Annotated in this window: 25 protein-coding genes and 1 pseudogene; 14 read left to right on the plus strand and 12 right to left on the minus strand. The window is 69.5% G+C overall.

Features of this window, described 5'->3' with window-relative positions:
* Positions 1 to 29 precede the first annotated feature (29 nt).
* Positions 30 to 1,610 carry a methylmalonyl-CoA mutase gene (locus tag ACIPC1_RS29910; protein ID WP_402522509.1) on the minus strand — a complete coding sequence of 527 codons (1,581 nt, stop codon included), beginning with the start codon at positions 1,608 to 1,610 and terminating at the stop codon, positions 30 to 32.
* A gap of 166 nt (positions 1,611 to 1,776) precedes the next feature.
* Between ACIPC1_RS29910 and ACIPC1_RS29915 the strand changes: the two genes are divergently transcribed.
* Positions 1,777 to 2,619: a L,D-transpeptidase family protein gene (locus tag ACIPC1_RS29915; protein ID WP_402522512.1), complete on the plus strand. Its 843-nt coding sequence runs from the start codon at positions 1,777 to 1,779 to the stop codon at positions 2,617 to 2,619.
* A gap of 222 nt (positions 2,620 to 2,841) precedes the next feature.
* On the opposite strand, the gene ACIPC1_RS29920 is transcribed toward ACIPC1_RS29915, so the two are convergent.
* The 6 genes from ACIPC1_RS29920 to ACIPC1_RS29945 form a co-directional block, all read right to left on the minus strand.
* Complete coding sequence (locus tag ACIPC1_RS29920; protein ID WP_402522514.1) at positions 2,842 to 4,128, minus strand: hypothetical protein; 1,287 nt, start codon at positions 4,126 to 4,128, stop codon at positions 2,842 to 2,844.
* The gene (locus ACIPC1_RS29925) at positions 4,128 to 4,790 is read right to left on the minus strand and encodes an RNA polymerase sigma factor (protein ID WP_384379777.1); all 663 of its coding nucleotides are present in this window, start codon (positions 4,788 to 4,790) and stop codon (positions 4,128 to 4,130) included. Before ACIPC1_RS29925 ends, ACIPC1_RS29920 begins: the two co-directional genes overlap by 1 nt.
* 388 nt (positions 4,791 to 5,178) lie before the next feature.
* Positions 5,179 to 5,559 carry a hypothetical protein gene (locus ACIPC1_RS29930; RefSeq protein WP_402522516.1) on the minus strand — a complete coding sequence of 127 codons (381 nt, stop codon included), beginning with the start codon at positions 5,557 to 5,559 and terminating at the stop codon, positions 5,179 to 5,181.
* Positions 5,560 to 5,859: 300 nt separating this feature from the next.
* A complete protein-coding gene (locus ACIPC1_RS29935; protein WP_402522967.1) occupies positions 5,860 to 6,501 on the minus strand; it encodes a hypothetical protein in 642 nt (213 codons plus the stop codon).
* Between the two features lie 113 nt (positions 6,502 to 6,614).
* The gene (locus ACIPC1_RS29940) at positions 6,615 to 7,118 is read right to left on the minus strand and encodes a hypothetical protein (RefSeq protein ID WP_402522518.1); all 504 of its coding nucleotides are present in this window, start codon (positions 7,116 to 7,118) and stop codon (positions 6,615 to 6,617) included.
* 134 nt (positions 7,119 to 7,252) lie between these two features.
* On the minus strand, positions 7,253 to 8,899 hold the full coding sequence (locus tag ACIPC1_RS29945) for a glycoside hydrolase family 20 protein (protein WP_402522520.1): 1,647 nt from the start codon (positions 8,897 to 8,899) through the stop codon (positions 7,253 to 7,255).
* Between the two features lie 525 nt (positions 8,900 to 9,424).
* Here ACIPC1_RS29945 and ACIPC1_RS29950 point away from each other — a divergent pair.
* The 6 genes and pseudogenes from ACIPC1_RS29950 to ACIPC1_RS29975 all read left to right on the plus strand — a co-directional run.
* On the plus strand, positions 9,425 to 10,054 hold the full coding sequence (locus ACIPC1_RS29950; protein WP_402522969.1) for a 2-oxo-4-hydroxy-4-carboxy-5-ureidoimidazoline decarboxylase: 630 nt from the start codon (positions 9,425 to 9,427) through the stop codon (positions 10,052 to 10,054).
* 167 nt (positions 10,055 to 10,221) lie between these two features.
* A complete protein-coding gene (sdhC, locus tag ACIPC1_RS29955) occupies positions 10,222 to 10,602 on the plus strand; it encodes a succinate dehydrogenase, cytochrome b556 subunit (protein ID WP_384379766.1) in 381 nt (126 codons plus the stop codon).
* A gap of 5 nt (positions 10,603 to 10,607) precedes the next feature.
* Positions 10,608 to 11,099 carry a succinate dehydrogenase hydrophobic membrane anchor subunit gene (locus tag ACIPC1_RS29960; RefSeq protein ID WP_402522523.1) on the plus strand — a complete coding sequence of 164 codons (492 nt, stop codon included), beginning with the start codon at positions 10,608 to 10,610 and terminating at the stop codon, positions 11,097 to 11,099.
* 23 nt (positions 11,100 to 11,122) lie between these two features.
* Positions 11,123 to 12,877, plus strand: a complete 1,755-nt coding sequence (gene sdhA / locus ACIPC1_RS29965; protein WP_402522526.1) for a succinate dehydrogenase flavoprotein subunit — start codon at positions 11,123 to 11,125, stop codon at positions 12,875 to 12,877.
* Complete coding sequence (locus tag ACIPC1_RS29970) at positions 12,877 to 13,656, plus strand: succinate dehydrogenase iron-sulfur subunit (protein WP_384379757.1); 780 nt, start codon at positions 12,877 to 12,879, stop codon at positions 13,654 to 13,656. Before sdhA ends, ACIPC1_RS29970 begins: the two co-directional genes overlap by 1 nt.
* Before the next feature lie 159 nt (positions 13,657 to 13,815).
* Positions 13,816 to 14,043: pseudogene (locus ACIPC1_RS29975) on the plus strand (Uma2 family endonuclease); the annotation flags it as partial.
* 103 nt (positions 14,044 to 14,146) lie between these two features.
* Here ACIPC1_RS29975 and ACIPC1_RS29980 read toward each other — a convergent pair.
* From ACIPC1_RS29980 to ACIPC1_RS29990, 3 genes are all read right to left on the minus strand, one after another.
* Positions 14,147 to 14,410, minus strand: a complete 264-nt coding sequence (locus ACIPC1_RS29980) for a TM2 domain-containing protein (protein ID WP_385736792.1) — start codon at positions 14,408 to 14,410, stop codon at positions 14,147 to 14,149.
* A gap of 301 nt (positions 14,411 to 14,711) precedes the next feature.
* Positions 14,712 to 15,131, minus strand: coding sequence for a DUF2752 domain-containing protein (locus ACIPC1_RS29985; RefSeq protein ID WP_402522528.1), 420 nt, complete (start codon positions 15,129 to 15,131; stop codon positions 14,712 to 14,714).
* Positions 15,124 to 15,642: a TM2 domain-containing protein gene (locus tag ACIPC1_RS29990; RefSeq protein ID WP_402522530.1), complete on the minus strand. Its 519-nt coding sequence runs from the start codon at positions 15,640 to 15,642 to the stop codon at positions 15,124 to 15,126. Before ACIPC1_RS29990 ends, ACIPC1_RS29985 begins: the two co-directional genes overlap by 8 nt.
* A 313-nt stretch (positions 15,643 to 15,955) precedes the next feature.
* Between ACIPC1_RS29990 and ACIPC1_RS29995 the strand changes: the two genes are divergently transcribed.
* Positions 15,956 to 17,347, plus strand: a complete 1,392-nt coding sequence (locus ACIPC1_RS29995) for an FG-GAP and VCBS repeat-containing protein (protein ID WP_402522532.1) — start codon at positions 15,956 to 15,958, stop codon at positions 17,345 to 17,347.
* Between the two features lie 282 nt (positions 17,348 to 17,629).
* Here the strand turns inward: ACIPC1_RS29995 and ACIPC1_RS30000 are convergent, their stop codons facing one another.
* Positions 17,630 to 18,352, minus strand: a complete 723-nt coding sequence (locus tag ACIPC1_RS30000) for a hypothetical protein (protein ID WP_402522534.1) — start codon at positions 18,350 to 18,352, stop codon at positions 17,630 to 17,632.
* Positions 18,353 to 18,789: 437 nt separating this feature from the next.
* Here ACIPC1_RS30000 and ACIPC1_RS30005 point away from each other — a divergent pair, with 437 nt between their 5' ends.
* From ACIPC1_RS30005 to ACIPC1_RS30020, 4 genes are all read left to right on the plus strand, one after another.
* Positions 18,790 to 19,200 carry a VOC family protein gene (locus ACIPC1_RS30005; RefSeq protein WP_402522536.1) on the plus strand — a complete coding sequence of 137 codons (411 nt, stop codon included), beginning with the start codon at positions 18,790 to 18,792 and terminating at the stop codon, positions 19,198 to 19,200.
* Positions 19,201 to 19,308: 108 nt separating this feature from the next.
* Positions 19,309 to 19,716 (plus strand): hypothetical protein, encoded by a 408-nt coding sequence (locus ACIPC1_RS30010; RefSeq protein WP_402522539.1) that lies wholly within the window; start codon positions 19,309 to 19,311, stop codon positions 19,714 to 19,716.
* Positions 19,717 to 19,721: 5 nt separating this feature from the next.
* Positions 19,722 to 20,225, plus strand: a complete 504-nt coding sequence (locus tag ACIPC1_RS30015; protein WP_402522541.1) for a thiol-disulfide oxidoreductase DCC family protein — start codon at positions 19,722 to 19,724, stop codon at positions 20,223 to 20,225.
* Between the two features lie 105 nt (positions 20,226 to 20,330).
* On the plus strand, positions 20,331 to 20,996 hold the full coding sequence (locus ACIPC1_RS30020) for a TetR/AcrR family transcriptional regulator (RefSeq protein ID WP_384379870.1): 666 nt from the start codon (positions 20,331 to 20,333) through the stop codon (positions 20,994 to 20,996).
* 58 nt (positions 20,997 to 21,054) lie between these two features.
* Here ACIPC1_RS30020 and ACIPC1_RS30025 read toward each other — a convergent pair whose 3' ends face one another.
* On the minus strand, positions 21,055 to 23,460 hold the full coding sequence (locus ACIPC1_RS30025) for an MMPL family transporter (RefSeq protein ID WP_402522971.1): 2,406 nt from the start codon (positions 23,458 to 23,460) through the stop codon (positions 21,055 to 21,057).
* Positions 23,461 to 23,638: 178 nt separating this feature from the next.
* Between ACIPC1_RS30025 and ACIPC1_RS30030 the strand changes: the two genes are divergently transcribed.
* Both ACIPC1_RS30030 and ACIPC1_RS30035 read left to right on the plus strand, forming a co-directional pair.
* Positions 23,639 to 24,328: a response regulator transcription factor gene (locus ACIPC1_RS30030; RefSeq protein ID WP_402522543.1), complete on the plus strand. Its 690-nt coding sequence runs from the start codon at positions 23,639 to 23,641 to the stop codon at positions 24,326 to 24,328.
* Positions 24,325 to 25,803 carry an ATP-binding protein gene (locus tag ACIPC1_RS30035; protein WP_402522545.1) on the plus strand — a complete coding sequence of 493 codons (1,479 nt, stop codon included), beginning with the start codon at positions 24,325 to 24,327 and terminating at the stop codon, positions 25,801 to 25,803. Before ACIPC1_RS30030 ends, ACIPC1_RS30035 begins: the two co-directional genes overlap by 4 nt.
* Positions 25,804 to 25,854 lie beyond the last annotated feature (51 nt).

A 25,854-nucleotide genomic window follows, 5' to 3' on the forward strand; every position in this document is an offset into this window, starting at 1 on the left:
CGATCACCCATACGGATTAATCGCCCAGCTCAGAACACATCCCTAGGCGCATAAGTCCCCCAAACCCCCCGCAGCGCGTTGCACACCTCGCCCACCGTCGCCCGCGCCCGCAGCGCGTCCTTCATCGGGAACAGCACGTTGTCCGTACCCTCCGCCGCCTTCTTCAGGGCGGCCAGTGCGCCGTCCACCGTCGGCTGGTTCCGTTCCGCCCGGAGCCTCGCGAGGCGGGCCGCCTGCTGGGCCTCGATGGCCGGGTCGACGCGGAGCGGCTCGTAGGGCTCCTCCTCGTCCAGCTTGAAGCGGTTGACGCCGACGACCACCCGCTCGCCGGAGTCGGTCTCCTGGGCGATGCGGTACGCGGAGCGCTCGATCTCGCCCTTCTGGAAACCGTGCTCGATGGCGTCGACCGCCCCGCCCATCTCCTCGACCCTGGCCATGAGTTCGACGGCGGCGGCCTCCACGTCGTCGGTCATCCTCTCGATGACGTAGGAGCCCGCGAAGGGGTCCACGGTGGCGGTGACATCCGTCTCGTACGCCAGCACCTGCTGCGTACGGAGTGCGAGCCGGGCGCTCTTGTCCGTCGGCAGCGCGATCGCCTCGTCGAAGGAGTTGGTGTGCAGGGACTGCGTACCGCCGAGCACCGCGCCCAGGCCCTGCACCGCGACGCGCACCAGGTTCACCTCCGGCTGCTGAGCGGTGAGCTGGACTCCCGCGGTCTGCGTGTGGAAGCGCAGCATCAACGACTTGGGGTTCTTCGCGCCGAACTCCTCGCGCATCACCCGCGCCCAGATCCGGCGCGCGGCACGGAACTTGGCGACCTCTTCGAGAATCGTCGTACGCGCCACGAAGAAGAACGACAGGCGCGGGGCGAAGTCGTCCACGTCCATTCCCGCCGCCACCGCCGTCCGCACGTACTCGATGCCGTCCGCCAGCGTGAACGCGATCTCCTGCGCGGGCGAGGCGCCCGCCTCCGCCATGTGATAGCCGGAGATCGAGATCGTGTTCCATTTCGGGATCTCGGTCCGGCAGTACCTGAAGATGTCCGCGACCAGCCGGAGGGAGGGCTTGGGCGGGAAGATGTACGTGCCCCGCGCGATGTACTCCTTCAGGATGTCGTTCTGGATCGTGCCCGTCAGCTGTGCGGCCGGCACTCCCTGCTCCTCGCCGACCAGCTGGTACATCAGCAGGAGGAGCGCGGCCGGGGCGTTGATCGTCATCGACGTGGAGACCCTGTCCAGCGGGATCCCGCCGAACAGCACCCGCATGTCGTCGACGGAGTCGATCGCCACGCCGACCTTGCCGACCTCGCCGGACGCGATCGGGGCGTCGCTGTCGTGGCCCATCTGGGTGGGCAGGTCGAAGGCGACCGACAGGCCCGTCGTGCCGTTGGCGATCAGCTGCTGGTAGCGCGCGTTGGACTCGACGGCCGTGCCGAAACCGGCGTACTGACGCATCGTCCACGGACGCCCCGTGTACATCGAGGGGTATACACCCCGCGTGAAGGGGAACTCGCCCGGCGCACCCAGCTTCTCGGCCGGATCCCAGCCCTCCAGGGCCTCCGGTCCGTAGACAGGCTCGATGGGCAGACCGGACTCGGATTCGCGCGCCATTGCTGTGTCTCCCGCCGAAGCCGGCCAATACCTGTTTGATGGCCCCTACCTGTTTGATGGGCCTCGCTCTCCACCATGCGGTGTAGTTCGCCACCGGGCACGCGCGGGGAGCATCTCAAGTGACACACGACGGCACGACGGGGGTCCGATGCGTACGGCACCACGGATGACGAGACACGGGAAGCGCTCGCTGGCCGCCCTGGCGGCGCTGATCGCGGTCAGCGGCTGTACGGCGCAGGCCGGGGACGCGGACGGGAAACAGCCGCCCCTGATAAGGATCGACGGCACGGCCGGCGCCACCCCCACGCCCCGGCCCACGGCCACTTCCGACGACCCCAAGCCGAGCGCCACCCCGTCGAAAACCCCGGCCCCGGCCCCCGAGGTCCTCTGGTCCAAGGGCGACGAGGGCACCGACGTACGCGAGGTGCAGGCCCGGCTGCGACAGGTCGCCTGGCTCTTCGACGGGCCGACGGGGACGTACGACGACCTCACCGCCACCGCCGTGAAGGGCTTCCAGGGCAAGCGCGGTCTGCCGCGGACCGGCGAGCTGGACAGCGTCACCTGGCAGCGGCTGCGGAAGATGACGAAGGAACCGGGAAAGTGGGAGCTGTACGCGTTCGGCGGGCAGCCGGCCGCGGAACCGGACGCGCGCTGTATGACGGGCCGCGTGCTCTGCATCAGCAAGACGAGCCGCACGCTGCGCTGGATGATCGACGGCCGGACGGTATCGACGACGGAGGTGCGGTTCGGCTCGGAGTACACGCCGACCCGCGAAGGTGTGTTCAGCGTCTACTTCAAATCGCGCTATCACGTGTCGACGCTCTACGACTCGTCCATGCCGTACGCCATGTTCTTCAGCGGCGGCCAGGCGGTCCACTACTCCGCCGACTTCGCGGGCCGCGGCTATTTCGGTGCCTCGCACGGCTGCGTCAACGTTCGGGACGAGGGGAAGATCGCGGAGCTGTTCGCGCAGGTCCGTACGGGAGACAAGGTCGTCGTCTACTGGTGACGCGCGGTGCGGAGCCGCGGGGCGCGGAGAGGTGAGGCGGCGCGGGCGGGACCGGGGGAACGTGTCCCGCCCGCGCCGAGGTGCACCGAGCCATGGGTACGGGGGGAACCCTGGCTCGGTGCGAGGGCCGATGACCAGTCGGCTCACCCACTACTGCGCCACCGCGGCTGAAAATGTCACACCAGGGGCGGGGGGAAAGTCGGCGGAACACGAACCCGCAGGTCAGGATGTTTCGACGAGGTTCGAGACCGAGGCCGAGGGGGCGGGGGCGGGTAGAGGGGAGGGTGAAGGCGTCAGGGTGAGGGTTCCGCCGCTGCCGAGGACATCGTTGCCACGGCGGCCGTTACCGCGGTCGTCCTCGTCCTTGCCGTGCTGGTGGCCACGGCCGTCCCCGCCACGACCCCCGTCGTTATCGTCGCCACCATCGCTGTCGCCGCTACCGCTGTCGTTGCCGCTCGGCAGTAGCGGGAGCAACGGGAGTATGTGGTTGCCGTCGTCGTCACTCCCGTCTCCCGGGGCGGAGCCCTCGTCCGAGTCCTGACCGAAGCCCTGGTCGGAGCGGGTTTCCGCGGTCGCGTCCGAACTCCCGTCCGAGTCCTTGGAGTCCTCGTCCCCGGCGTTCTTCCCGCTGTCGTCGGCGCCGGTGGCCGCCCGGTCCAGGACTTCGTTGCAGTACTTCTTCAACCGGCCCTGGCCGGAGCCTCCCGCGGCGTCCTCCAGAACCCGCCTACGGCCGGCGTCCAGTTCCCTGCCGTCGAGGACGTCACGGCACGACGAGCGTGTCCGGATCCACCACTCACTGGAGCGACCCGGCTCCCCCGCGCCGTCCGGGTCCTGCTGCCCGTCCGGCACACGTCCGCCGGCCTCCTTCTGCGAGGAGCCGCCGACGGACGAACCGCTCGTGGCGCCGTCAGGTGTGCCGGCCGGGAAACCACCGCCCCCCGAGCCCTCGGGTGACGGCGGGACGAGCGGCCGCTCCGGTGTGGCCGCGGCCGTGACCGAGGCGGTAGGACCGGGTTTGTCGTCACCGAACGGAGTCGGCAGCATTCCGGTTCCGGTCGCGACGGCGACCCCTCCGATCATCCCGGCGGCCAGCGCCGCGGCAAGACCGAGGCGCGTGGGACGACCCCAACGGACCCGGCGACCACCGAGGTCCGGACGTCCCAGACGGATGAGACCGGCGTCGGAGGAGTACGCGGTGGTGATGTGGGAGACGGAACGCGTACGACCGCCCGGGGCCGACTGTTCCACCTCGCCGTCCGCGTCCGCGCGCACCTTGCGGAACGCGGCCAACGCGGAAGCCTCGCCGGGGAGTTCGTCGTTGCCGAGCGCGGGGCCCGGGACCAGCGCGGCAAGCGCCCGGGCGAGCCGGTCCACCTGGTTCCGGTCGTGGACGTCGACGGCTTCCAGGGGTTCTCCGCGCAGCAGGCGCTCCGCGGCGTCGCGGTCCAGCCACCGGCCGGGGGGCCGTGGGTTTTCTCCCGGGAAGACACAGCGCTCGTCGGCCATCACATGTCCTTCTGCGTCCGCGAACGCGTATGCGTCACACCGGCGGACGTCACCGCACGTGTGCGCGGTTCTCTTTGTGGGGGTACGACGCCGAGTGCCCCGACGGATTCCGGATCGTCGCCGAGCAGCTCCGCGAGCCGTTTCAGACCACGGTGCGCCGCTGTACGCACCGCACCGGGACGCTTGCCGAGGGTCTCGGCCGCGGTCTTGGCGTCGAGGCCGACGACGACGCGCAGTACGACGGCCTCCGCCTGGTCCTGCGGGAGTTGGGCGATGAGCGAAAGCGTTCTGTCGGTGGCCAGGGACTCGATGGCCTCGCCCGCGGTGTCGGACTCGCCCGCCTTGCCGGTCAGTTCGGTCTCGTCGCCGCCTATCGCGGGGCGGCGCCCGCGCATCCGTATGTGGTCGAGCGCGCGGTTACGGGCGATACGGGCGGCCCAGCCGCGGAAGCGGTCGGCGTCACCGCTGAACCGCTCCAGGTCACGGGCGATCTGCAACCAGGCCTCGGACGTGACGTCTTCCGCGTCCGGGTCGCCGACCAGCGTCCGTATGTATCCGAGCAGCCGTGGGTGCACCGCGCGGTACACAGTCCGGAACGCGGTCTCGTCCCCGTCCTGTGCCGCAAGCACCGCGGCAGTCAGCTCCGCGTCGTCCCCCAGCACCGCGCGCGCCCCTCTTTGCGCCTAAGCCGGCGCCGCTCTCGCGGGCCGGGTACTCGCCGTCGTGGTTGCTCAATCGATGGTTGCGGTCTCAAGGCCCCTCATAGGTGCGGATGTCCCCTCTCCACACCTCGGCGCGAATGGCACGTTACGGCGTGAAACCGCTCCCCGTCCATGTTCGTACAACACGCAACTACACGGTAACGGTGCGAGGTGTGACACAAAACGCAGCGTTGGCGCTGTAAGGAGTACGGGCCGCCGCGCGGCCCGTGCCGCGCGACGGCCGGGGCCTCTCCTGTGGGGGGTGGCGGCCTCGGCCGTTGCCATCGGCAAGGGCGGGTTCTGGCACCCCCCTGGACCTCGCGAAGCCGGGTCCGGTCGGGTCAGAAGCTCACCGTGTGGCCTCCCGGCACAGCAACCGCAGCGAACCGTCGCCCGCGTAGCAGCGGCGGGCCTCGTCGATCGGGTCCCACAACCGCCCGTCAGGCGTACGGATCCAGTGGTCGCCACCCGTCACCCACCACTCCGCGCCCGTGCTCCGGGCGACGACCTCACCGGCGTACGCCCCGAAGCCGCGCAACACCGTCTCGACGGCGACGTAGGGCGCTCCCTCCTGCCGTATCTCCTCGATCAGTCGGTCGACGCGCCACAGACTCTGCGCGGAGTAGTCCAGGCGCAGCCGGGCGCCCTCACGCATCGTCGCGACCGCGTCCGCCGCCCACCGGATGGGCTTCGTCGCAGCTTGGGGCCGGGTTGCTCGCGTTGCGTCCACACTCGGAAGAGCGCCCTCCGCCCAGGATTCGTCACCCCGATCCGAGCACTCCCCGACACCGGCCCGATATCGCCCCACGGCACCCACAGGACAAACACAGGACTCTCGCAGGCCGGAGGTTTATGACCCGAAGGGGCAGGAGGACTGGCCGTGTTGGGGGTGGGACCGTTGCCCGTACGACGCGGAGGTGCCCGAGGATCGGGGGGTCTTGGCGCTACGAGGGCGAGGTACCGACGGAGCATTTGGCGGCCGTACGACGCGGGCGGCGCCGTACCGGACCAGGCACCGGCGCAGTACGGCCTACGTCCGCCCCCGCGCCCGCCGCGACACCACCGCCCGGAGCACCCGCCGCCCCTCCGTCGACTGCCGCAGGACCAGCCGCAGGCCGCCCTCGCCGCGGACCGCGAGCAGTTCCAGGATGGCGATCTGGCGCCGCAGTTCGGCGGCGACGAGCGGGGACATGCCGTCCGTACGGCCCTCTCGCCGGGCCGCGACCGAGGACGAGGACGTGTCGGCGGCGGCGATATCGAGGAGTCCGTGGATCCGCAGGGCCGCCACGGAACAGTCGTCCGCCCATGTCCGCAGGGCAGCGGCGGAGTGCTCGACCGGAACGGTGGCGAGCATGTGACGGGCGAGGAGGGCGGCTTGGTGGTCGGGCGAGGTGCCGGGGTTGGAGCTGGTGCCGGAGCCGGCCCGCGCCCCGAAGCCGAGGTCGAGGTCGAGGTGCTCCGAACCCTCCAGATCGCCCAACTCCCCCAGATCCGCCCGCGCCTTGGCGAGCCGCTCCCCCCACGCGTCCCCGTCCACCAGGCTCGTCCACAGGGGCCGCAGAACATCGTCATCGTCGCCACCCAGCAGGGGAACGCACCGATCCAAACAAGCCAGCCCGCTCGCCGCCAGCCCACGCTCATCGGCCTGAGCGATCAGTTCCACCAGGCTCATCGTGACTCCCTCGAACTCCTCGAACTCCGCGAACACCGCAGCAGGGCGCCTGTTTCTCACGGAGCCCGCACTTCCCCTTACTGCGTGCGACAGGCCGGGAGTGTCACAGGAGCTCACAAAGGCACGACGCCAAGTCGGTCCAGGAACCGGAATAGCAGGTTTTCGGCCAACGGGTCAGGGTCCGCGGTCAATACCTCGAGAAGCGGTTGCGCGACCACCGTGTGACCGGCCTCCGCGGCCCAGGCGACGGCGCGTTCGGCGGCGTCGGCCGGCTCCAGGAAGTAGTCGTCGACGCCGAGCCCCTCCTCGCTGTCCCCCAGGTACCGGGCCATAGCGGGCCGCGCGAGACACGTCGTCCACGCACCGCTCTCCGGCGCGGCCGCCTCGACGACCACACAGTCGCTGTCCATGACGTACCCGAACAGCGCGGGCGCCCCGGTCTCCCGGGCGAGCGTGTTCATGCTGCCGACGTCCCCGTCGCCGCTCGGGTACTCCCACACCTGCCAGCCGTCGGGCGCCGTGGCCCGCAGGACCACGCCCGGCGCCCCTGCCAGCGCGTCCAGCTCCGCGAGCGGCCGCTCGCTTCTACCGACGACGTAGTACCCCCAGTAGCCCATTCCGGTCCCCCCGGTCTCTCGGTTCGGCTCGGGCCGAATACACCACAGACATACGGGAGTTGGCTACCCAATCGGGCAATACACCCCGAGGCCGTACGCCGGCCGGTAGGGGCCCGGGGCTCAGTTCGGGTCCTTCAGCCCAGCCGGTCCGCCAGTTCCCTGAAGGCCGTCCAGGACAGCGCGGGCCTACCGGGAGCCCACAACTTCTGGACCGTCGCGCGCAACGGCATCCTGATCCCCGCCGCCACCTGGTCCTGGGTCTGCGAGGCCGCGAGGTCGCACCACACCGCGAAGGTGCCGCCGAGGATCTGCCCGTCGTACTTCGCGGGGACCGCGGTCGTGCCGCGTACCACGAGCGGGGTCCACTGCTCGTAGATGCGCTGCCCGGTCGGGTAGACGAAGGTCTGCGGCTGGCCGAGGACGTAATAGAGGTACTCGTCGTTGTAGTTGATCAACTCGCGCCCCGCGTCGAGGTATTCGACGGGCTTGCGCGCACCGATCTCCTTGCCCGTCCAGTACGCCACCTGCAGATCGCTGTCGGCCTGCACCTGCCCCCCGGGAAAGAACCCGTCGTTCCAGGCCCGCAGCGTCCGGTCGTGGCCGTGCATCACCTCGGCACGGTCGTTGAGCCAGCCGGTCGCGAGGTCGGCGATGCCCGCGCCCGAGCCGTAGGTGTTCACGGCGGCGGTGACCAACTGCGGGTAGGAGGCGGCGGGGTTGGCGACCATCAGCGCCCGGTACTCGTCGCCGCCGAGGTGCCAGTAGGCGCCGGGGAAGAGATCGGCGAACTCGTTCAGCAGCTCGTCGACCAGGTCCGCGGACGCCTGCTGGGAGATGTCGATCGAGCCCTGCGAGGCGACGCCCTGCGCGTTGCGCAACTGGAGTTCGGGGTGTGCGGCGAGCACGGCGCCCAGGTGGCCGGGCGAGTCGATCTCGGGGACGACGGTGATGTGCCGGCTCGCGGCCAGGTCGAGGATCCCGCGGACCTGCGCCTTGCTGAGGTGCTGCTTCGACACGATCTCCGGGTGCGTGTCGGACTCGATGCGGAAGCCCTGGTCGTCGGAGAAGTGCAGGCCGAGCTGGTTGAACTTCAGGTCGCCCAGCTCCCGGACCCGGTCCTCGATCCAGTCCGCCGTGAAGTGCTTGCGCGCGATGTCCAGCATGAACCCGCGCTGCGGCTTCGCGGGCCGGTCCCGTACGACGCCCTCGGGCGCCGTGCCGCCGCCGTGCACCGCCTGCTTGAGCGTGCGCGTGCCGTAGAAGACCCCCGCGTCGCCGGGAGCGGTGATCGTGACCCGGCCGCTCTTGACGGTCAGGGTGTACGACTCGACGCCCGAGGTCGTGTCGTCGAGGCCCAACTCGACGTCCCCGGAACGGGATTCGGTCTCCCCCGCGTACGACAGCTTGAGCTCGCCGGCGAGCAGCCGCCCCTCGTCGGCGAGTTCACTGTCGGCGACGACCACCCGGGCGCCGGTGGCGGGGCGCCAGCCGGGGCCCCTGGCGGGGGTGTGTTCGCGTACGGCGGGGATGGTAAGGGGGGTCTGGGACAGGGGGTACGTCCGGGTCGGCGAGGGGGCGGCGCTGGTGGGCGTCGGTGCGGTGCTCGACGCGGTCACCGGCGTACCGGTCGACGGAACCCGCGCTCCCGCCGGTTCGCCGCTGTCGCCGGCGGGCCAGAACGCGACGGTGAGCGCGGCGGCCCCGGCGACGACCACTCCGCCGCCCGCGACAACGGCCCACTGCATCCGCCGCCCCGGCGCGCGGCGCCGGCCGGCGCTCATGGCGCCACGCTCCGCGCGGTGACGGCCGGGAGTTTCTCGCCCCCTCCGCCCCTACCCGTCCCGTACCTGGGGGCGCTGCCCCCAGACCCCCGTGTCGCGCTGGACGCGCTCGTCCTCAAACGCCGGACGGGCCCAAAATCCAGCCTCTCCGGCGTTTGAGGAGCGGGGTCTGGGGCGGAGCCCCAGGAACAAGGGACGGGTAGGGGCGGAGGGGGCGAAAGAACATTCCCACCCGCACCCGCACACCCGTTCCCCGCCACGATCCCCATCACGATCCGCATCACGCCGCTCACTTCGCCGCCGAGGTCGCACATCCAGGTCGTACATCCAGGTCGTACATCCAGGTCGTACATCCATCCCTCAGTGAACCTAGGCCCCCATCCCCCTCCACACCGTCCATCACACGTTCCGAAACACTCCCGTCCGGGTGAAATTCGGGCATCCGTCGGACAGCTCCTGACACTCCTCGATAGCGTGAGCATCACAACTCCCACTCCTTCCCCTGCCGAATCACGCGTGATCCCCATCGGACGTCACGCGAAACACCACCGCCGAGGACCCCCGCTGCCGCCGCACCGTCTCCCCCGCCTCCCCGAGCAGAAGAGCGCGGCGCCGTCCCCGGCCCGCCTGGAGGGGTTCAACTCCGCGCCCGCCGAGACCCTCGAGCGCGCCCTTCTCCTGTGCTGCCGCAGCCTGCGCTGGGCCCACCGCCTCACCGAGCACCGGCCCTACCCGGACCTGGACTCGCTGCTCGCCGCGGCCGACGAGGCGGCGTACGACCTGACGCCCGCCGACCTCGCCGAGGCGCTGGCCGGGGAGTCGCTCACACTGCTCCCGGACGGCGCGTACTCCGCCGCCCACACCGCACTGAGCGCCGCGCACGCCGCGTACGAGAGCCGGTTCGGGCATGTGTTCGTCATCTGCCTCGACGACCTCGCCCCGGCGGAGGCACTCGACGAGGTGCTCGCCGGAATCCGCTCCCGCCTCGCCCACGACCCCGAGGAGGAGCGCGTCCTGGCGGCCGAGGAGCTGAGACGCCTCGCCCGGGGTCGGCTCGCCCGCCTTGCGCATACGTTCGCAACGGACGAAGGCAGGAGCGAAGGAGACAGTGTGGGTGGAACTGTCGAAATAAGTGGATTCCAGGCATCCCTGTAGCCCGTACGAGCCTGTTTGGCTGCCTGTTTGATCACACCAGCGGGGCCGCTGTAAGCGTTCCGACAAGTCGTCGCTACGATGGCCGGGGCCGGTGGACCGTACCCGGCCGGGCCCGTCCGACACCCAAGCCGGCGCGGCCCCAATCCCCGCTCCCGGAGGGTTTTTCCGTGCCGGCTGGAACGCTGTACCGCGGCCGGGAAGGAATGTGGTCCTGGGTGGCTCATCGAGTCACCGGCGTCCTCATCTTCTTCTTCCTGTTCGTACACGTGCTGGACACCGCTCTCGTCCGTGTATCCCCCGAGGACTACGACAAGGTCGTAGCCACGTACAAGACGCCGCTCGTCGCGCTGCTGGAGTACGGCCTCGTCGCCGCCATCCTCTTCCACGCGCTCAACGGTCTGCGTGTCATCGCCGTCGACTTCTGGTCGAAGGGCCCGCGCTACCAGAAGCAGATGCTCTGGTCCGTCGTCGGTATCTGGGTCGTGCTGATGGCGGGGGCCCTTTACCCCGTCCTCGGTCACGCATTCCGCGAAGTCTTCGGGAGCTGACACAGATGTCCACCACCGAAACCGCCGCATCCGGCATCGGCCCCGTCGAAGGCGCGGACGAGTTCTCGGCGTACAGCGTCGACAACCCGGCGCCGCTCATCGAGGCCCCACGCCAGCGGACCAGGAAGACCCCGAAGTCGACCCGTGGCAACTTCGAGATGTACGGCTGGCTCTTCATGCGCCTGTCCGGCATCGTCCTGGTCGTCCTGGTCCTCGGCCACCTGCTCATCCAGCTCGTCCTCGACGGCGGCGTCTCCAAGATCGGCTTCGCCTTCGTGGCCGGCCGCTGGGCGTCCCCGTGGTGGCAGGCCTGGGACCTCGCGATGCTGTGGCTCGCGATGCTGCACGGCTCCAACGGCCTGCGTACGGTCATCAACGACTACGCGGAGCGCGCGAACACGCGCCTGTGGCTGAAGGGCCTGCTGTACACCGCCACGGTGTTCACGATTCTGCTGGGCACGCTGGTGATCTTCACCTTCGACCCGAACATCCGCTAGGCACGGGGCTGAGGCAACCACTCATGAAGATCCACAAGTACGACACCGTCATCGTCGGCGCCGGCGGCGCCGGTATGCGCGCCGCCATCGAGTCGACGAAGCGCAGCCGCACCGCCGTGCTGACCAAGCTCTACCCCACCCGCTCCCACACGGGCGCCGCGCAGGGCGGTATGGCCGCCGCGCTCGCCAACGTGGAAGAGGACAACTGGGAGTGGCACACCTTCGACACGATCAAGGGCGGTGACTACCTGGTCGACCAGGACGCCGCCGAGATCCTGGCGAAGGAGGCCATCGACTCGGTCCTCGACCTGGAGAAGATGGGCCTTCCCTTCAACCGGACGCCCGACGGGACGATCGACCAGCGCCGCTTCGGCGGTCACAGCCGTAACCACGGTGAGGCGCCGGTGCGCCGCTCCTGCTACGCGGCCGACCGCACCGGTCACATGATCCTCCAGACGCTGTACCAGAACTGCGTCAAGGAGGGCGTGGAGTTCTACAACGAGTTCTACGTCCTGGACCAGCTACTCGTCGAGATCGACGGTGTGAAGCGGTCCGCGGGCGTCGTCGCGTACGAACTCGCGACCGGCGAGATCCACGTCTTCCAGGCGAAGGCCGTGATCTACGCGTCCGGCGGCACCGGCAAGTTCTTCAAGGTGACGTCCAACGCGCACACGCTGACCGGTGACGGCCAGGCCGCGGTCTACCGTCGCGGGCTGCCGCTGGAGGACATGGAGTTCTTCCAGTTCCACCCGACCGGCATCTGGCGCATGGGCATCCTGCTGACGGAGGGCGCCCGTGGTGAGGGCGGCATCCTCCGCAACAAGGACGGCGAGCGCTTCATGGAGAAGTACGCGCCGGTGATGAAGGACCTGGCGTCGCGCGACGTCGTGTCCCGGTCCATCTACACGGAGATCCGTGAGGGCCGTGGCTGCGGTCCCGAGGGTGACCACGTCTACCTGGACCTCACCCACCTCCCGCCGGAGCAGCTGGACGCCAAGCTGCCCGACATCACGGAGTTCGCGCGTACCTACCTGGGCATCGAGCCGTACACGGACCCGATCCCGATCCAGCCCACCGCGCACTACGCGATGGGCGGCATCCCGACGAACGTCCAGGGTGAGGTGCTGAGCGACAACACCACGGTCGTCCCGGGCCTGTACGCGGCCGGCGAGGTCGCGTGCGTGTCGGTCCACGGCGCGAACCGCCTGGGCACGAACTCGCTCCTCGACATCAACGTGTTCGGGAAGCGCGCGGGTATCGCCGCCGCCGAGTACTCGGTGAAGGCCGACTACGTCGAGCTGCCCGAGGACCCGGCCTCCAAGGTGGTGTCGCAGGTCGAGCACCTGCGCAACTCCACGGGCACGGAGCGGGTCGCGGTCCTGCGCAACGAGTTGCAGGAGTGCATGGACGCCAACGTGATGGTGTTCCGCACCGAGCAGACGATCAAGACGGCGGTCGAGAAGATCGCGGAGCTGCGCGAGCGCTACCTGAACGTCTCGATCCAGGACAAGGGCCGCCGCTTCAACACGGACCTCCTGGAGGCCATCGAGCTGGGCAACCTGCTCGACCTGGCCGAGGTCATGGCGACGTCCGCGCTGGCGCGCAAGGAGTCCCGCGGCGGTCACTACCGCGAGGACTACCCGAACCGCGACGACGTCAACTTCATGCGCCACACCATGGCGTACCGCGAGGTCGGCGACGACGGCACCGAGTCCATCCGTCTCGACTACAAGCCGGTCGTCCAGACCCGCTACCAGCCGATGGAGCGTAAGTACTGATGGCAACCCCGACCCTGGACAAGGCGGACGCGGCCGACAAGCCTGAAGCAGGCTTCGCCGACTCCCCGTACATCACCGCCACGTTCCGCATCCGCCGCTTCAACTCCGAGGTCTCTGCCGAGGCGGTCTGGGAAGACTTCCAGCTGGAGATCGACCCGAAGGAGCGCGTCCTCGACGCCCTCCACAAGATCAAGTGGGACCAGGACGGAACGCTCACCTTCCGTCGCTCCTGCGCGCACGGCATCTGCGGCTCGGACGCCATGCGGATCAACGGCAAGAACCGCCTTGCCTGCAAGACGCTGATCAAGGACCTCAACCCCGCCAAGCCGATCACGGTCGAGCCCATCAAGGGCCTCACGGTCCTCAAGGACCTGATCGTCGACATGGACCCGTTCTTCCAGGCGTACCGCGACGTGATGCCCTTCCTGATCACGAAGGACACCAACGAGCCGACGCGGGAGCGTCTCCAGTCGGCGGAGGACCGCGAGCGTTTCGACGACACCACGAAGTGCATCCTCTGCGCGGCGTGCACGTCGTCCTGCCCGGTCTTCTGGAACGACGGCCAGTACTTCGGCCCCGCCGCCATCGTCAACGCCCACCGCTTCATCTTCGACTCGCGTGACGAGGCGGGCGAGCAGCGCCTCGAGATCCTCAACGACAAGGACGGTGTGTGGCGCTGCCGCACCACGTTCAACTGCACGGACGCCTGCCCTCGGGGTATCGAGGTCACCAAGGCGATCCAGGAGGTCAAGCGGGCGCTGATCACTCGGCGGTTCTGACGTTCTTGGCAGTACGTGCGTGAGGGCCCCGTTTCCGTGAGGAGGCGGGGCCCTCACGCATGCTGTGGGCCACTACCGGGTGAAGCGGCGGGCACGGGCCGCCTACGCCTCGCCCGGCCCACGATGATGTTCTCGACACCAGCCCACAGGAGGCACGTGATGTCCGCAGCATCCGTCGAGCGGCCCCATGGCGACCGTCCGCTGATCGCGGAGGCCAACCGGCTCATGGACCGCAACCCGGGGTGCCGCGTCGAGATCATCGGACACTTGATCATCGTGTCCCCGCCCCCAAACGGTGCTCACGCCCGCGCTCTGTCCAGGCTCAGACGCCCCTTCACCGCGGCTGGCTTGGACGGCGGCGAGACCGAAGTACTCGAAGGAGTCGGATGCAACGCGTCGTCGAGGCGGCGATCCGAGCCCCGAGCGCCAGACGTACGGAGCCCCGCCTCCCGAGCTGGAGACAGGGCTCTCGTCGTACGTCCGGTCGGCATCAGCCGCGCAGGACGCGACCCTGCTTGTCCGTGCGGTCGTTGCTCGTGAAGAAGAGGATCGCGTCGATCAGCGCCCATATGCCCAGGCCACCGCAGGTGAAGAGCTGGGCGATGGCCACGCCCGTGGAACCGACGTAGAAGCGGCCGATACCGAAGCCACCGAGGAAGAGCTGGAGAAGGCCCGCGGTGATCTTGGACTTGTCGGAGAGCGGGCGGCCCTGGTGGTCGACGCCGAACGGTGCTTCAGGGGTGGGGACAGACATGGAAGTTGCTCCTGGGATGACTGACGAAAGACCGAAGCGGAATGCTCCGGGGGAATCCAGGAGGGAACCCATGACAAATGACGCCTACTGCGATGGCGTACAACGTGCTGCGCCATCCCCCCTGTGACCCGGGAAGCATAGAGAGATCAAGAGGGACAGTGGGACGAAGAACGGTCGATCACCCTGGATCGTTCCATATCCGTGATCAAAATCTGGCTAAAATTGCGCGTAAGGCCGTGGCTGACGGGCAGTTGCGAGGGTTACGGCCTCAACACGGCTGTCCCGCCGCGCGTTGCCCGACTCAGGCGACGTTGCGGACCACGGTCCACGCGACGGCCACCACCAGCACCATCGCCTGGGCCCGGGGACTGAGGGTGGGCCGCCAACGGCGCCCGCGTATCCCTTCCAGGAACCAGCGCCCCAACAGCGCGAGGGCGAACGGGGAGGCCAGCAGGAGCACCCTGTTGTCGTGCCAGGCCGCCGAGAACTGGCCGTGCATCAGGTCGTACACCATGCGGGTGCCGCCGCAGGCCGGGCAGAGCAGCCCGGTGAGGTAGCGGAACGGGCACTGGGGCAGCAGGTGACCCGGCTCGTGCGGATTGGTGCCGTAGAGATAGTCGGCGCCCGCGACCCCGGCGACGAACACCGCGAGGGGTGCCGTCGCCGGGTGCCGCAGGACGGTCGCCGGCCCGGCACCTCGCCCGGCGGCGGGCTCAGCCACGCAGGATCCGCCCCTGCGAGTCCGTGCCGGTGTTGCTTGTGAGCAGGAGGATCCCGTCGATCAGGGCCCAGATGCCCAGACCACCGCAGGTGAAGAGCTGGGCGATCCCGATGCCGACGTTGCCGATGTAGAAGCGCCCGATGCCGAGGGTTCCGAGGGTGAGCTGGAGAATCCCCGCGACGATCTTCGACTTGTCGGAGTACGGGCGGCCGTAAGGGTCGTAGCCGTACGGGGCGTTGGGGTCGCCCGTGTACATGCCGGGCGGCACGGCACCCATCGGGTAGCCCTGCTGCGGATAGCCCTGTTGCGGGTAGCCGTACGGGCCCGGCTGCTGGTAGCTGCCCGGCTGCTGATAGTCACCGGGCGGCGGATAGGCACCCGCCGGGCCAGCCCCGTACGGGTTCGGCCCGCCGGGCGGGACGGAGCCGGGGCCGGGGTTCGGGTAGCCGTAGCCGGGCGGCTGGTCCGGGGGCTGCTGCGGCTGCTGGGGTGGCTGGGGCTGCTCGGTCAAGGTGTTCACTCCTGCATCTCGGTGCGCGGGCCGCTGGACAGGCCTGAAGGCCAAATGACCGAACAGGACTGCCGGTCATATTGCAGGAGTGGGTGGCCGGGAGAGAAGTCGGCTCCCCCGACGAGCGTCCGGAGTACCGGGCCCGGCCGGCGTACTCCGGAAAACCTGGGGATCTGCATACAACCCTTGCGTCCCTCCACACGTCTTCCGTGTACGCCCGCCCCAGCCGTGCCTGTCATGACCCGGCCGGACGGGTGTCCCCGTTCGCTGCGGACCGCCGAAAGGCCCCGCGCACCGCAGGAGACGCACACAGTTGACAAGAAACGCCCCACGCAGGACCCGTCATTTCGTCCTCGCGACGGCCGTGGCCGCCTCGCTGACCGCCGGCCTGCTCACTGTCACGACGGGCACCGCGACCGCCGCCACCCCCGCCAAGTACGCGGACGACTTCAACGGCGACGGCTACCGCGACTACGCGGTCGGTGACAGCGGATCGGTCACCGTGACGTACGGGACCGCGACGGGCCCCGGCACGAAGGTGAAGACGTTCAACCAGAACAGCGCGGGCATTCCCGGTACAGCCGGTGACGCAGGAGGGTACGGCGACGGCTTCGGCCATTCCCTCGCGAACGCCGACTTCAACCGCGACGGATACGCCGACCTCGCCGTCGGCGACCACAGCGAGAAGGTGAGCGGCAAGGTCGCGGCGGGCGCGGTCACCATCGTGTGGGGATCGCCGTCCGGCCTGGGTTCGTCGGCGACCCGTCTCTCCGTCACGGCCCACTCGTACTACGGATTCGGCGACTCCCTCGCCACCGGCGACTTCAACGGCGACGGCAAGGCGGACCTGGCGGTCGCCGACAGCACGACTACGACGTACATCTACCGCGGCGGCTTCGCCAAGTCCGGTACGACGGGCAAGGTGACCAAGCACGTCCCGAGCCCGAGCGTGGCCGACATCCTCGAACCGACCGCGCTCGTCGCCGGAAAGGTCACCAAGGACAAGGCCACGGACCTGTACGTCCTCGGCCAGGGCTACATCGACAAGAACGACAAGATGACGCAGGCCGCCTGGTTCCTGCGCGGCGGCACCACGGTCAAGTCGGGCAAGTTCACGACGTACAACGCCTCTTCACCGGACTACAGCCCCACCGGCGTCATCGCGGACTTCGACAAGAACGGCTACGGCGACCTGGCCGTCAGCGACACCCCGTACAACAAGGGTGCGGGCTCCGTCGTGGTCCTACGCGGCGGTGCGAGCGGCCCCACCACCAACTACCGCCTCACCCAGTCCACTTCGGGCATCGCCACCGCCGCTACCAAGAACGACGGCTTCGGCTACGCGCTCTCCGCGGGCGACACCAACCGCGACGGCTACCCGGACCTCGCGGTCGGCGTCCCGGAGGAGAAGGTCGGCTCCGTCACGTACGCGGGTGGTGTGCATGTCCTGCGCGGCGGCAAGACGGGCCTGACCGGCACGGCTTCCCAGTGGTTCACCCGCACGTCCGCGGGCGTCCCGGGCAGTGCCGGCCAGTACTCCATGTTCGGCCTGTACGTCCGCCTCCGCGACCTCGACCGCGACGGCGACGCGGACCTCCTCATCTCGGACAGCGACACCCCGAGCGTCCTGCTGCCGGCCGGCCCGACCGGCATCACGACCGGGTCCGCCACGGAGCCGGAGCTGCGGGCGGACTTCCCGCAGTAGCGGTCTCGTACGCGCGCCGCGGCGATGGTGGTCGCCGACCACCGGTCGCGGCGCGTGCGAGCCTGACGGCAACGGGATCCCTCGTACAGGCAAGAGAGTCGGTGACCAGTGCGGAGCCCACGAGCTCGACGCAGTCGAGGACGAGGTCGCGTACGCGGTACCGGGTGAGTACCTGCCCCCTCGCCCTTCGGGCCCCGATTCTCCACTCGCTGCTGGCTGCGACCCGCCTGGAGAAAAGCTCACCGCGTCCGGTGTACGTCGGTCCACCAGTCACTTGGGTGGTCACGTGTGATATTTGATGTTCACCAACACGATGCCCGGAGGCAGAGCGTCAATATACCGATTGAAGGCCTCGGCATACTCATGATCCGGATGCGAATTCGGGGCGCTCCACTTTCCATCAAGGGTCAGAAAGCCGTCATGGGCGAGGCTTGCGTATGCCTTGCGGTGCACAAAACGCTCGCGTCCGACACTGAAGTCTCCCACCGCCCGCTGCCCGAAGCGGGCCTGCAGGGCGTGGTCGTCCAGCACCGCGCGCATCACGGGCTGGGCCACGTACCGGTGCCAGGCGGGTCCTGCGTGTAGGTACGTTGCTTCCGGCTCCTCGGCGATGAGGTCATCGAGACTGCGGGCGGGTGGAAATCCCGAGGAGAACTCCTCCCATTCACGCCACAAGGTGTTCGCCTCCGCGGCAGCCTGGGACCTCTGCCCGTCGATGTCCAGCAGCCCCACGGGACCGCCGGAACATCGGGCCGGCGGAATGACGTGGGCGTTACTCACGCGCGCCGGTTCGTATTCGCGGATCAGACGGGGGTCGTCTTCGAACCCGGGCTTGATCCAGAATTCCCGGCCTGCGGCTCCCATCCACCACGCGTCCCACTCACCCGGCGGCAGATCCTTCCCCTCGCCGTTGCGGTCGAAGGGAGCGATGGCCTCGGCGATCGCCTGCCGCACCGCCCCAGGTGCGAGGGGCTGCAGACACACGGTCAGCACTTCTCTGGCCATGCGAATTCCCCTTCATCACCCTTCGTCAGGTTGCTACGGCTACCTCTCATACGGGGACCCGCAGTCACCGACCGCGAACGGCACGCACCCACCGTTGCCGATCGTATTCCAGTCCTTGGCCAACGGGTAAAGGGTGAACAACTCGCCCAAGAACCCAGCCCCGTTGAGGAATTCCCCTCCCGCACTGCCCGTGGGCACCGAGCGCGGCGCGGATGGGTCGCCGCGGGTCCCTCCCAGTCGGGGGCGGGCTCGGCCAGCGGTACGGCGGCTCGTCGTCGAGCCCGTCCCCGGATGCGGCGCTCATGGTTGCTCCCGTACGACGGAGTCTCGCCTGTCGATTCAGCGTACCCAGGGGAATGTCGCCCGCCTCCCCCCATCGGGTGACCCCCACGGTCAGCCCCCGAGGCCCCCGAGGCGTACCCACCTAATCTGACGACATGTCAGATGATGAGTCATACGAGCTGCTCGGGTTCGACAACGTGCTTCTGCCCGTCGGGAACCTCGACGAGGCCGTGGGTTTCTACGAGCGGGCCGGGTTCCCGGTCGCGTTCCGGCTCGACGAGGCCGGGATCGCCCTGCTGAAGGTGGGGAAAGAGACGCCAGGGCTGTTGCTGCGGCTGGACGAGGAGCTGAGTCGGCGGGCGCCGGTCTGGGCCTCGGTGCGGGTGTGGCTGGAGGTACGGGACGCGCGGGCCGTGGCCGGGATGCTGGCCGCGGCGGGCGTCGAGACCCTCGACGCCCCCTTCCCCGGCGCGACCGGGTGGACCGTCGAGATCGCCGACCCCTGGGGCAACGTCGTCGGCCTCACGGACTACAGCAAGCGCCCCGAGCTCAGCCGACAGGCCTGACCCTCCCCAGCCCGCCCCACCCCGACTTGAACATGTTCAAAAGCAGGTCTACATTCTTCCTCGACAGCGTTTTTGAACGCGTTCAAGAAAGCATGGAGGGGTGGGGACATGGACCTCACGGTCGTCTCGTACGTCATCTACCTGCTGGTCAGCATCGCGCTGACCATCTGGGTGGCGCGCACGCTGAGCAAGAACGGGCGGATCTTCCTGGCCGACGTACTGCACGGGAACGAGAAGCTCGCCGATGCCGTCAACCACCTGCTGGTGGTGGGCTTCTACCTGATCAACCTGGGCTTCGTCGCGCTCTATCTGAACGGGAACGACGAGATCGCCGACGCCCGCGGGATCTTCGAGGCCCTGTCGACCAAGCTCGGTGTGGTGCTGCTCGTGCTCGGGGTCATGCACCTCGGCAACGTGTACGTGCTCAACAAGATCCGGCGCCGGGGAGTCATGGAGCGGGAGCAGCTGCCGCCCGTCACGCCGACGGACTGGATCGCTCCGCCGGCCGGGGCGTGAGCCCGATGGCCGGCATTCCAGCCACCCGGGACCGGGACGCCGCGCGCGTCCCGGTCCTCGGGCTCACCGTCCTGTACGACGCCCAGTGCTCGCTCTGCTCCTTCGTGCGCGACTGGCTCGGGAAGCAGCCGCAACTGGTGCCGCTCCGGTTCGTGCCGGCCGGGTCCGAGGAGGCCCGGGGCGCGTTCCCCTCGCTCGACCACCGGGCCACCCTCGAAGAGATCACCGTCGTGGGGGACAGCGGGCAGGTCTACCGGGGGTCCGCCGCCTGGGTCGTCTGCCTCTGGGCGCTGCGTGAGCAGCGGGCGCTCGCCCATCGGCTGAGCACCCCGGCGGGTGCGCGTCTCGCGAAGGGCGCGATGCTCGCCGCCGCCAAGTGGCGAGCCGGCCACAAGACGGGCGGGAGCCTCTACTACGGGGGCGGGGGCGACGGATGGGCGTACCACCCCCAGGCGGGCTGGACGTACAACCCTCCCGGCTGCGACAGCGGCACCTGCTCCACTCGTTAGGCTCCTACCGTGCCCGCACCGACAGACAGCCCCGGCTCCGACAAAGCGCTCCCACCGGAGAAAGGTCCTGAAAAGGGCCTCGCCAAGAGCGAGCAGACCCGCGCCCTGATCCTGGAGACCGCGATGCGGCTGTTCGTGGAACGGGGCTACGACAAGACGACCATGCGGGCCATCGCCCAGGAGGCCGGGGTCTCCGTCGGCAACGCCTATTACTACTTCGCCGGCAAGGAGCACCTGATCCAGGGCTTCTACGACCGGATCGCGGCCGAGCACCGGGCGGCGGCCCGCGATGTCCTGGACCGGGAGACCGATCTGGAGGCCCGGCTGGGCGGGGTGCTGAGGGCGTGGCTGGACATCGCGACGCCCTACCACGAGTTCGCGGTGCAGTTCTTCAAGAACGCCGCCGACCCGGACAGCCCGCTCAGCCCCTTCTCCCCCGAGTCGGAGCACGCGCGCGAGGAGGCCATCAGCGTCCACCGTGAGGTGCTGTCCGGGGCGAAGACCAAGGTGCCGGCGGAACTCCGCGACGCCCTGCCGGAGTTGATGTGGCTCTCCCAGATGGGGCTCGTCCTGTACTGGGTCTTCGACCGGACCGAGGGGCGTGAGCGCAGCTACCGGCTCGCCGAGCGCGGCGCCCGCCTCACCGCGCGCGGCGTCTCCCTGGCCCGCTTCCGTATCCTGCGGCCCCTCGTCCACGAGGTGCACGAGCTGTTCACGGACTTCCTGCCGGGGATGACGAGGGCGCTGCCCGACCCCGCGAAGAAGCACTGAGGGGCGAGCTTCTGGAGCGTTGTACCCAAGGCTCCAGAAGCCCGCCCCTCCCTTCACCTCAGGTCACCGCGTCGACCTCCCCGTCCGCCAACTCCACGTCGTGCACCAGCGGTTCGTCGGTCACGACGACGTGCCGGGCGCGGGGCGCGTACGAGGGTGCCGTCGTCGCCAGCAGATACGTGCCCGGGGCCGGCGCCGAGACGATGTACGAGCCGTCGGCCAGTGAGCTCACTCGGTCCAGTTGGCGGCCGCCCTTCGAGAGCAGCAGGATGACCGCGTCCTCGACCGGCGCGCCCTCCCCGTCGCGGACGAAGCCGTGGACCACCGTCGTACCGGCCGAGGCCGTGGGAGACGCGGCGTCCGCGTCCTCCTTCGGCTCCACCGCGAGGTGCGGCAGCCGCTTCTCCAGTCCGGCGGGCAGCCACCAGTTGGAGTTGCCGAGCAGATGCATCGCCGCCGGCACCAGGGCCGTACGGAGGATGAAGGCGTCCAGTGCGACGGCCGCCGCCAGGCCGACGCCTGCCATCGCGGCGCCGGTGTCGCCGCTCAGTACGAAGGCCAGGAAGACGCAGACCATGATCAGGGCGGCGGAGTTGATGACCCGGCTGGTCTCCGCCAGGCCGACTCGCACGGCCCGTGCGTTGTCCCTCGTGTGCACCCATTCCTCGTGCATCCGGCTCACCAGGAACACCTGGTAGTCCATCGAGAGGCCGAAGAGGAGCGAGAGCATGATGACGGGCAGGAAGGAGTTGATCGGGCCTTCCTTGCCGAGACCCAGCAGGTCCAGGCCCCAGCCGTACTGGAAGACCGCGACGAGTACGCCGAAGGACGCGGCGGCCGCGATCAGGTTCATCACTGCCGCCGTCAGCGGTACGACGAGGGAGCGGAAGGCGATCATCAGGAGCAGGAAGCCCAGACCGATGATGGCCAGGATGAAGTACGGCAGCCGCTCCGCGGTCACGGACGAGAAGTCCTTGGACACCGCTGTCACGCCACCGACATGGGCGCTGACGCCCGCGTCCGGGATCACCTGCTCGCGCAGGGTGTCGATGAGCTCGTCCGTCTCGACGGACTGCGGTGACGTGGTCGGCACCACCTGGATCACCGTGACGCCCTGGCCGGGCGGCAGGGCGACCACCTGGGCGACGCCCTCGGTCGCGCGGATGCCCGTGACCAGGGCGGCGGTGTCGGGGCTCTCCGTGACCACCTGGAGGGGGCCGTTGAAGCCGGGGCCGAAGCCCTCGGCCAGCAGGTCGTACGCCTGCCGGGTCGTCGACGACGCGTCGTCGTTGCCCTGGTCGGTCGTACCGAGCCGGAGCGACAGCAACGGCAGCGCGAGGACCGCCATGACGACGACGGCCAGCGCGGCGACCTTCCGCGGGTTCCGCTCGACGGTCGCCGACCAGCGCACCGCCAGGCCGCTCGTACGGTCCGGCTGCGGTCCCTCGGCAGCGAGCCTGCGCCGCTGGCGGCGGCTGAGCACCCGGGTGCCGAGCAGGCCGAGCAGCGCGGGCAGCAGCGTGATCGCCGCGAGGACGCTCAGTACGACGGTGACCGCCGTGCCGATGACCACACCGTCCAGGAAGCGCAGGTTCATCACCAGCATTCCGGCGAGCGCGATGACGACCGTGCCGCCGGCGAACAGCACCGCCCGGCCGGAGGTGTTGAGGGCCGTGACGGCCGCGTCCTCCGGCTTCTCGCCGCGCATCAGACCGCGCCGGTGCCGGGTGACGATGAACAGCGCGTAGTCGATACCGACGCCGAGGCCGATCAACGTGGCAAGCAGTGAGGCGAGTTCGGGCACGTTCGTGACATGGCTGAGGAGCTGGGTCGAGAACATGCCGGTGCCCACGCCGAAGATGGCGATACCGATCGGCAGCAGCATGGCGAGGAACGAGCCGAAGGCCAGATACAGCACGATCGCGGCCGCTCCGACGCCCACCAACTCGGCCAGTCCGCTCGGCGGTTCCTGCACGCGCTGGATCGCCTGGCCGCCCAACTCCACGTCGAGGCCCGCCTGTTCGACGCCCTGCGCGGTGTCGACGACGTCCTGGACCAGTTCCTTGGGTACCGCGTTCGCCTGCTCGGCGAAGGTGACCTGGGCGTAAGCGATCCGCCCGTCCTTGCTGATCTGCGCGGCTCCCCCGGCCGCGTACGGATCGGTGACGTCGCCGACGCCCTTCATCTTGCCGATCTCGGCCAGCGCGGGCTCGATCCGGGATCGTACGGAATCGTCCCGCACCGATCCGCTGTCGACCTTCCACACCACCGTGTCGGTGTCGCCCGCCCGCTCGGGGAAGGCCTTCTCCATCAGGTCGTACGCACGCTTGGAGTCCGTGTTGGGAAGAGAGAAAGTTTCCGCATAGTTCGTGCCCGCGGCCGAACCCGCGAAGCCCAGTCCGAACAGCGCCCCCACCCACAGCAACAGGACCACCAGCCGGTGCTGAAAGCACCACCGCGCCAATGTCGCCACGCTCAACGCTCCTTTGTCGGGTCCCCCGGGTCCTGAGCACCAAGGATGTCGAGACCTCCCGGTGCACGGCAGCGCCCGCCCATGACTCTCAAGGAACTCCAATGACTCTCAAGGAACTCCAAGGGGCGGAACGGCCCCGCTGTCAGTGGCGGCACGGATACTGGGGGGCATGACCGCTCACGAGGGAGCCACCGTCCTCGTCGTCGAGGACGAGCCGAGCATCGCGGACGTCCTGACCATCGCCCTGCGCTACCACCGCTTCGAGGTGATGGTGGCGGGCACCGTCCGCCAGGCACTCACGCTCGCCGAGCGCACCCGCCCCGACGCGGCGCTGCTCGACGTGATGCTGCCGGACGGCGACGGCCGGGCGCTCGGCCGCGAACTGCGCGTACGCCAGCCGGACCTGGCGGTCGTGTTCCTCACCGCACGGGACGCGCCCGCCGAGATCGTGGGCGCGCTCGCCATCGGCGACGACTACATCACCAAGCCGTTCAACATCGACGAGGTCGTGGCCCGGATCACAGCCGTACTGCGCCGCACACGCCCGGCGGACGTCCTGCCGGAGCGGCCGCCCCTGCGGTACGGCGACCTGGAGCTGGACGAGACGACGTACCGCGTGCACCGCGGGGACCACACGGTGGAGCTCACCCCCACCGAGTACGCCCTGCTGCGCTTCCTGGTCCGCAACGGCGGGCGGATCGTCCCCAAGGAGCAACTCCTGCGCCACGTATGGCAGTACGAGCACTCGGCCGAGTCGACCGTCGTGGAGACGTACATCAGCTATCTGCGGCGCAAGCTCGAACCACTGGGTCCGCCGGTGATCGAGACCCGGCGGGGCGTCGGATACGGGCTCGCATGAGCATCTGGGGCGCCCTGATCCCGTCCGTGAGGACCGGTGGATCCCGCTGTCACCACCACGGTGTCCACTCGCTGCGCGGCGGGCTGACGCTCGCGAACGTGGCGCTGCTGGCCCTGGGCATCATCGTGGCGACCGCGGTGAGCCTGATGGGCATGCGGCACTATCTGCTCGACCAGATCGACACGGATCTGGCCAAGACGCGTGACTCACTGGGCAGTTCGCAGCTCACCATGCGGCAGATCGACTCGCTGAGCGCGCTGGCCTTCATACGCGACCGGCTCGTACCGGAGTCGGACAGGTCGCCGACGCCTGACTCGATCTACACGGCGGTCGACGGGGACGGAACCGCCGTCAGCATCGGCGGCCTCAAACCGACCGGTTCCCAGCTCGCTCTGGCCGCCGCCGTGGACGACCCGCGCGTACTCACCGACGACCCCGAACCGCACGACATCACCGTGCAGGGCGCCGCCTACCGGACAACGGGGGCACGGCTCGCCGACGGCACATACGTCCTGCTCGCCACCTCCACCGACGGGCTGCACAACGGCATCGCGAAGGCGCTCAAGCTCGATGTGGCCATGGGAACACTGCTGTTGGCACTGCTCGGCTGCCTGACCATGTTCAGCGTGCGGCGCCGGATGCGGCCGCTGGAGGACATGGTGGAGACCTCGTCGGCGATCGCCGAGGGCGACCTCACCCGGCGGGTGCCCTCCAACCGCCATCCGACCCAGGAGGTCGAGCAGCTGCGGATCGCCCTCAACTCCATGCTCCACCAGGTCGAGTCGGCACACCGGACGCGTGAGCAGAGCGCGGCCCAGCTGCGCCGGTTCGTCGCCGACGCCTCGCACGAACTGCGCACCCCGCTGTCGGCGATCCGCGGCTATCTCCAGCTGATCGAGAAGGGAATGCTGCCCGATCCGGTCGAGCGCAGACGGGCCTGGGACCGGATGCACGCGGAGGCCGACCGCATGGGCCGCCTCGTGGACGAACTCCTCACCCTCGCCCGCCTCGACCAGCGACCCGAACTCCGCTTCAAGAACGTCGACCTGAGCCGTCTGGTACGGGACGCGGCCGAGGACCTGCGAGCCCAGCAGCCCTGCCGCCCGGTGACCGTCGGCGCCGAGGGAACCCTCCTCGTGCACGCCGACGAGTCGGGGCTGCGGCAGGTTCTGGGCAACCTCGTGGGCAACGTACGCACTCATACGCCCGCGGAGGTGCCGGTGCGGCTCGGTCTGGAGCGTGCGGACGGCGTCGTACGACTGTGCGTCGCGGACGAGGGTCCCGGGCTCGCGGAGGACGACGCGGCACGTATCTTCGACCGCTTCTTCCGGGCGGGCGGCGGGGCCGGCAGCGGGCTCGGCATGGCGATCGTGCAGGGGGTGGTGACGGCGCACGGGGGCGAGGTCGCGGTGCGGACGTCGCCGGGTGAGGGGTTGGCGGTGACGGTGGTGCTGCCTGCGCGGCGGCGGGCCTGAGGCCGTGGCGGGTCTGAGCCCGTGGCGGGCCCGCGGTTGGCCCGCGTGGAG

Origin of the sequence: Streptomyces sp. NPDC087263, assembly GCF_044744645.1 — a bacterium.
Lineage (GTDB): Bacteria > Actinomycetota > Actinomycetes > Streptomycetales > Streptomycetaceae > Streptomyces.

Excerpts from the sequence above, each read along its gene's own strand:
- ACIPC1_RS29910 (WP_402522509.1), bottom strand. The coding sequence starts at position 1,610 with ATGGCGCGCGAATCCGAGTCCGGTCTGCCCATCGAGCCTGTCTACGGA.
- ACIPC1_RS29915 (WP_402522512.1), top strand. The coding sequence starts at position 1,777 with ATGACGAGACACGGGAAGCGCTCGCTGGCCGCCCTGGCGGCGCTGATC.
- ACIPC1_RS29920 (WP_402522514.1), bottom strand. The coding sequence starts at position 4,128 with ATGGCCGACGAGCGCTGTGTCTTCCCGGGAGAAAACCCACGGCCCCCC.
- ACIPC1_RS29935 (WP_402522967.1), bottom strand. The coding sequence starts at position 6,501 with ATGAGCCTGGTGGAACTGATCGCTCAGGCCGATGAGCGTGGGCTGGCG.
- ACIPC1_RS29940 (WP_402522518.1), bottom strand. The coding sequence starts at position 7,118 with ATGGGCTACTGGGGGTACTACGTCGTCGGTAGAAGCGAGCGGCCGCTC.
- ACIPC1_RS29945 (WP_402522520.1), bottom strand. The coding sequence starts at position 8,899 with ATGAGCGCCGGCCGGCGCCGCGCGCCGGGGCGGCGGATGCAGTGGGCC.
- ACIPC1_RS29960 (WP_402522523.1), top strand. The coding sequence starts at position 10,608 with ATGTCCACCACCGAAACCGCCGCATCCGGCATCGGCCCCGTCGAAGGC.
- sdhA (WP_402522526.1), top strand. The coding sequence starts at position 11,123 with ATGAAGATCCACAAGTACGACACCGTCATCGTCGGCGCCGGCGGCGCC.
- ACIPC1_RS29970 (WP_384379757.1), top strand. The coding sequence starts at position 12,877 with ATGGCAACCCCGACCCTGGACAAGGCGGACGCGGCCGACAAGCCTGAA.
- ACIPC1_RS29980 (WP_385736792.1), bottom strand. The coding sequence starts at position 14,410 with ATGTCTGTCCCCACCCCTGAAGCACCGTTCGGCGTCGACCACCAGGGC.
- ACIPC1_RS30000 (WP_402522534.1), bottom strand. The coding sequence starts at position 18,352 with ATGGCCAGAGAAGTGCTGACCGTGTGTCTGCAGCCCCTCGCACCTGGG.
- ACIPC1_RS30005 (WP_402522536.1), top strand. The coding sequence starts at position 18,790 with ATGTCAGATGATGAGTCATACGAGCTGCTCGGGTTCGACAACGTGCTT.
- ACIPC1_RS30010 (WP_402522539.1), top strand. The coding sequence starts at position 19,309 with ATGGACCTCACGGTCGTCTCGTACGTCATCTACCTGCTGGTCAGCATC.
- ACIPC1_RS30015 (WP_402522541.1), top strand. The coding sequence starts at position 19,722 with ATGGCCGGCATTCCAGCCACCCGGGACCGGGACGCCGCGCGCGTCCCG.
- ACIPC1_RS30030 (WP_402522543.1), top strand. The coding sequence starts at position 23,639 with ATGACCGCTCACGAGGGAGCCACCGTCCTCGTCGTCGAGGACGAGCCG.
- ACIPC1_RS30035 (WP_402522545.1), top strand. The coding sequence starts at position 24,325 with ATGAGCATCTGGGGCGCCCTGATCCCGTCCGTGAGGACCGGTGGATCC.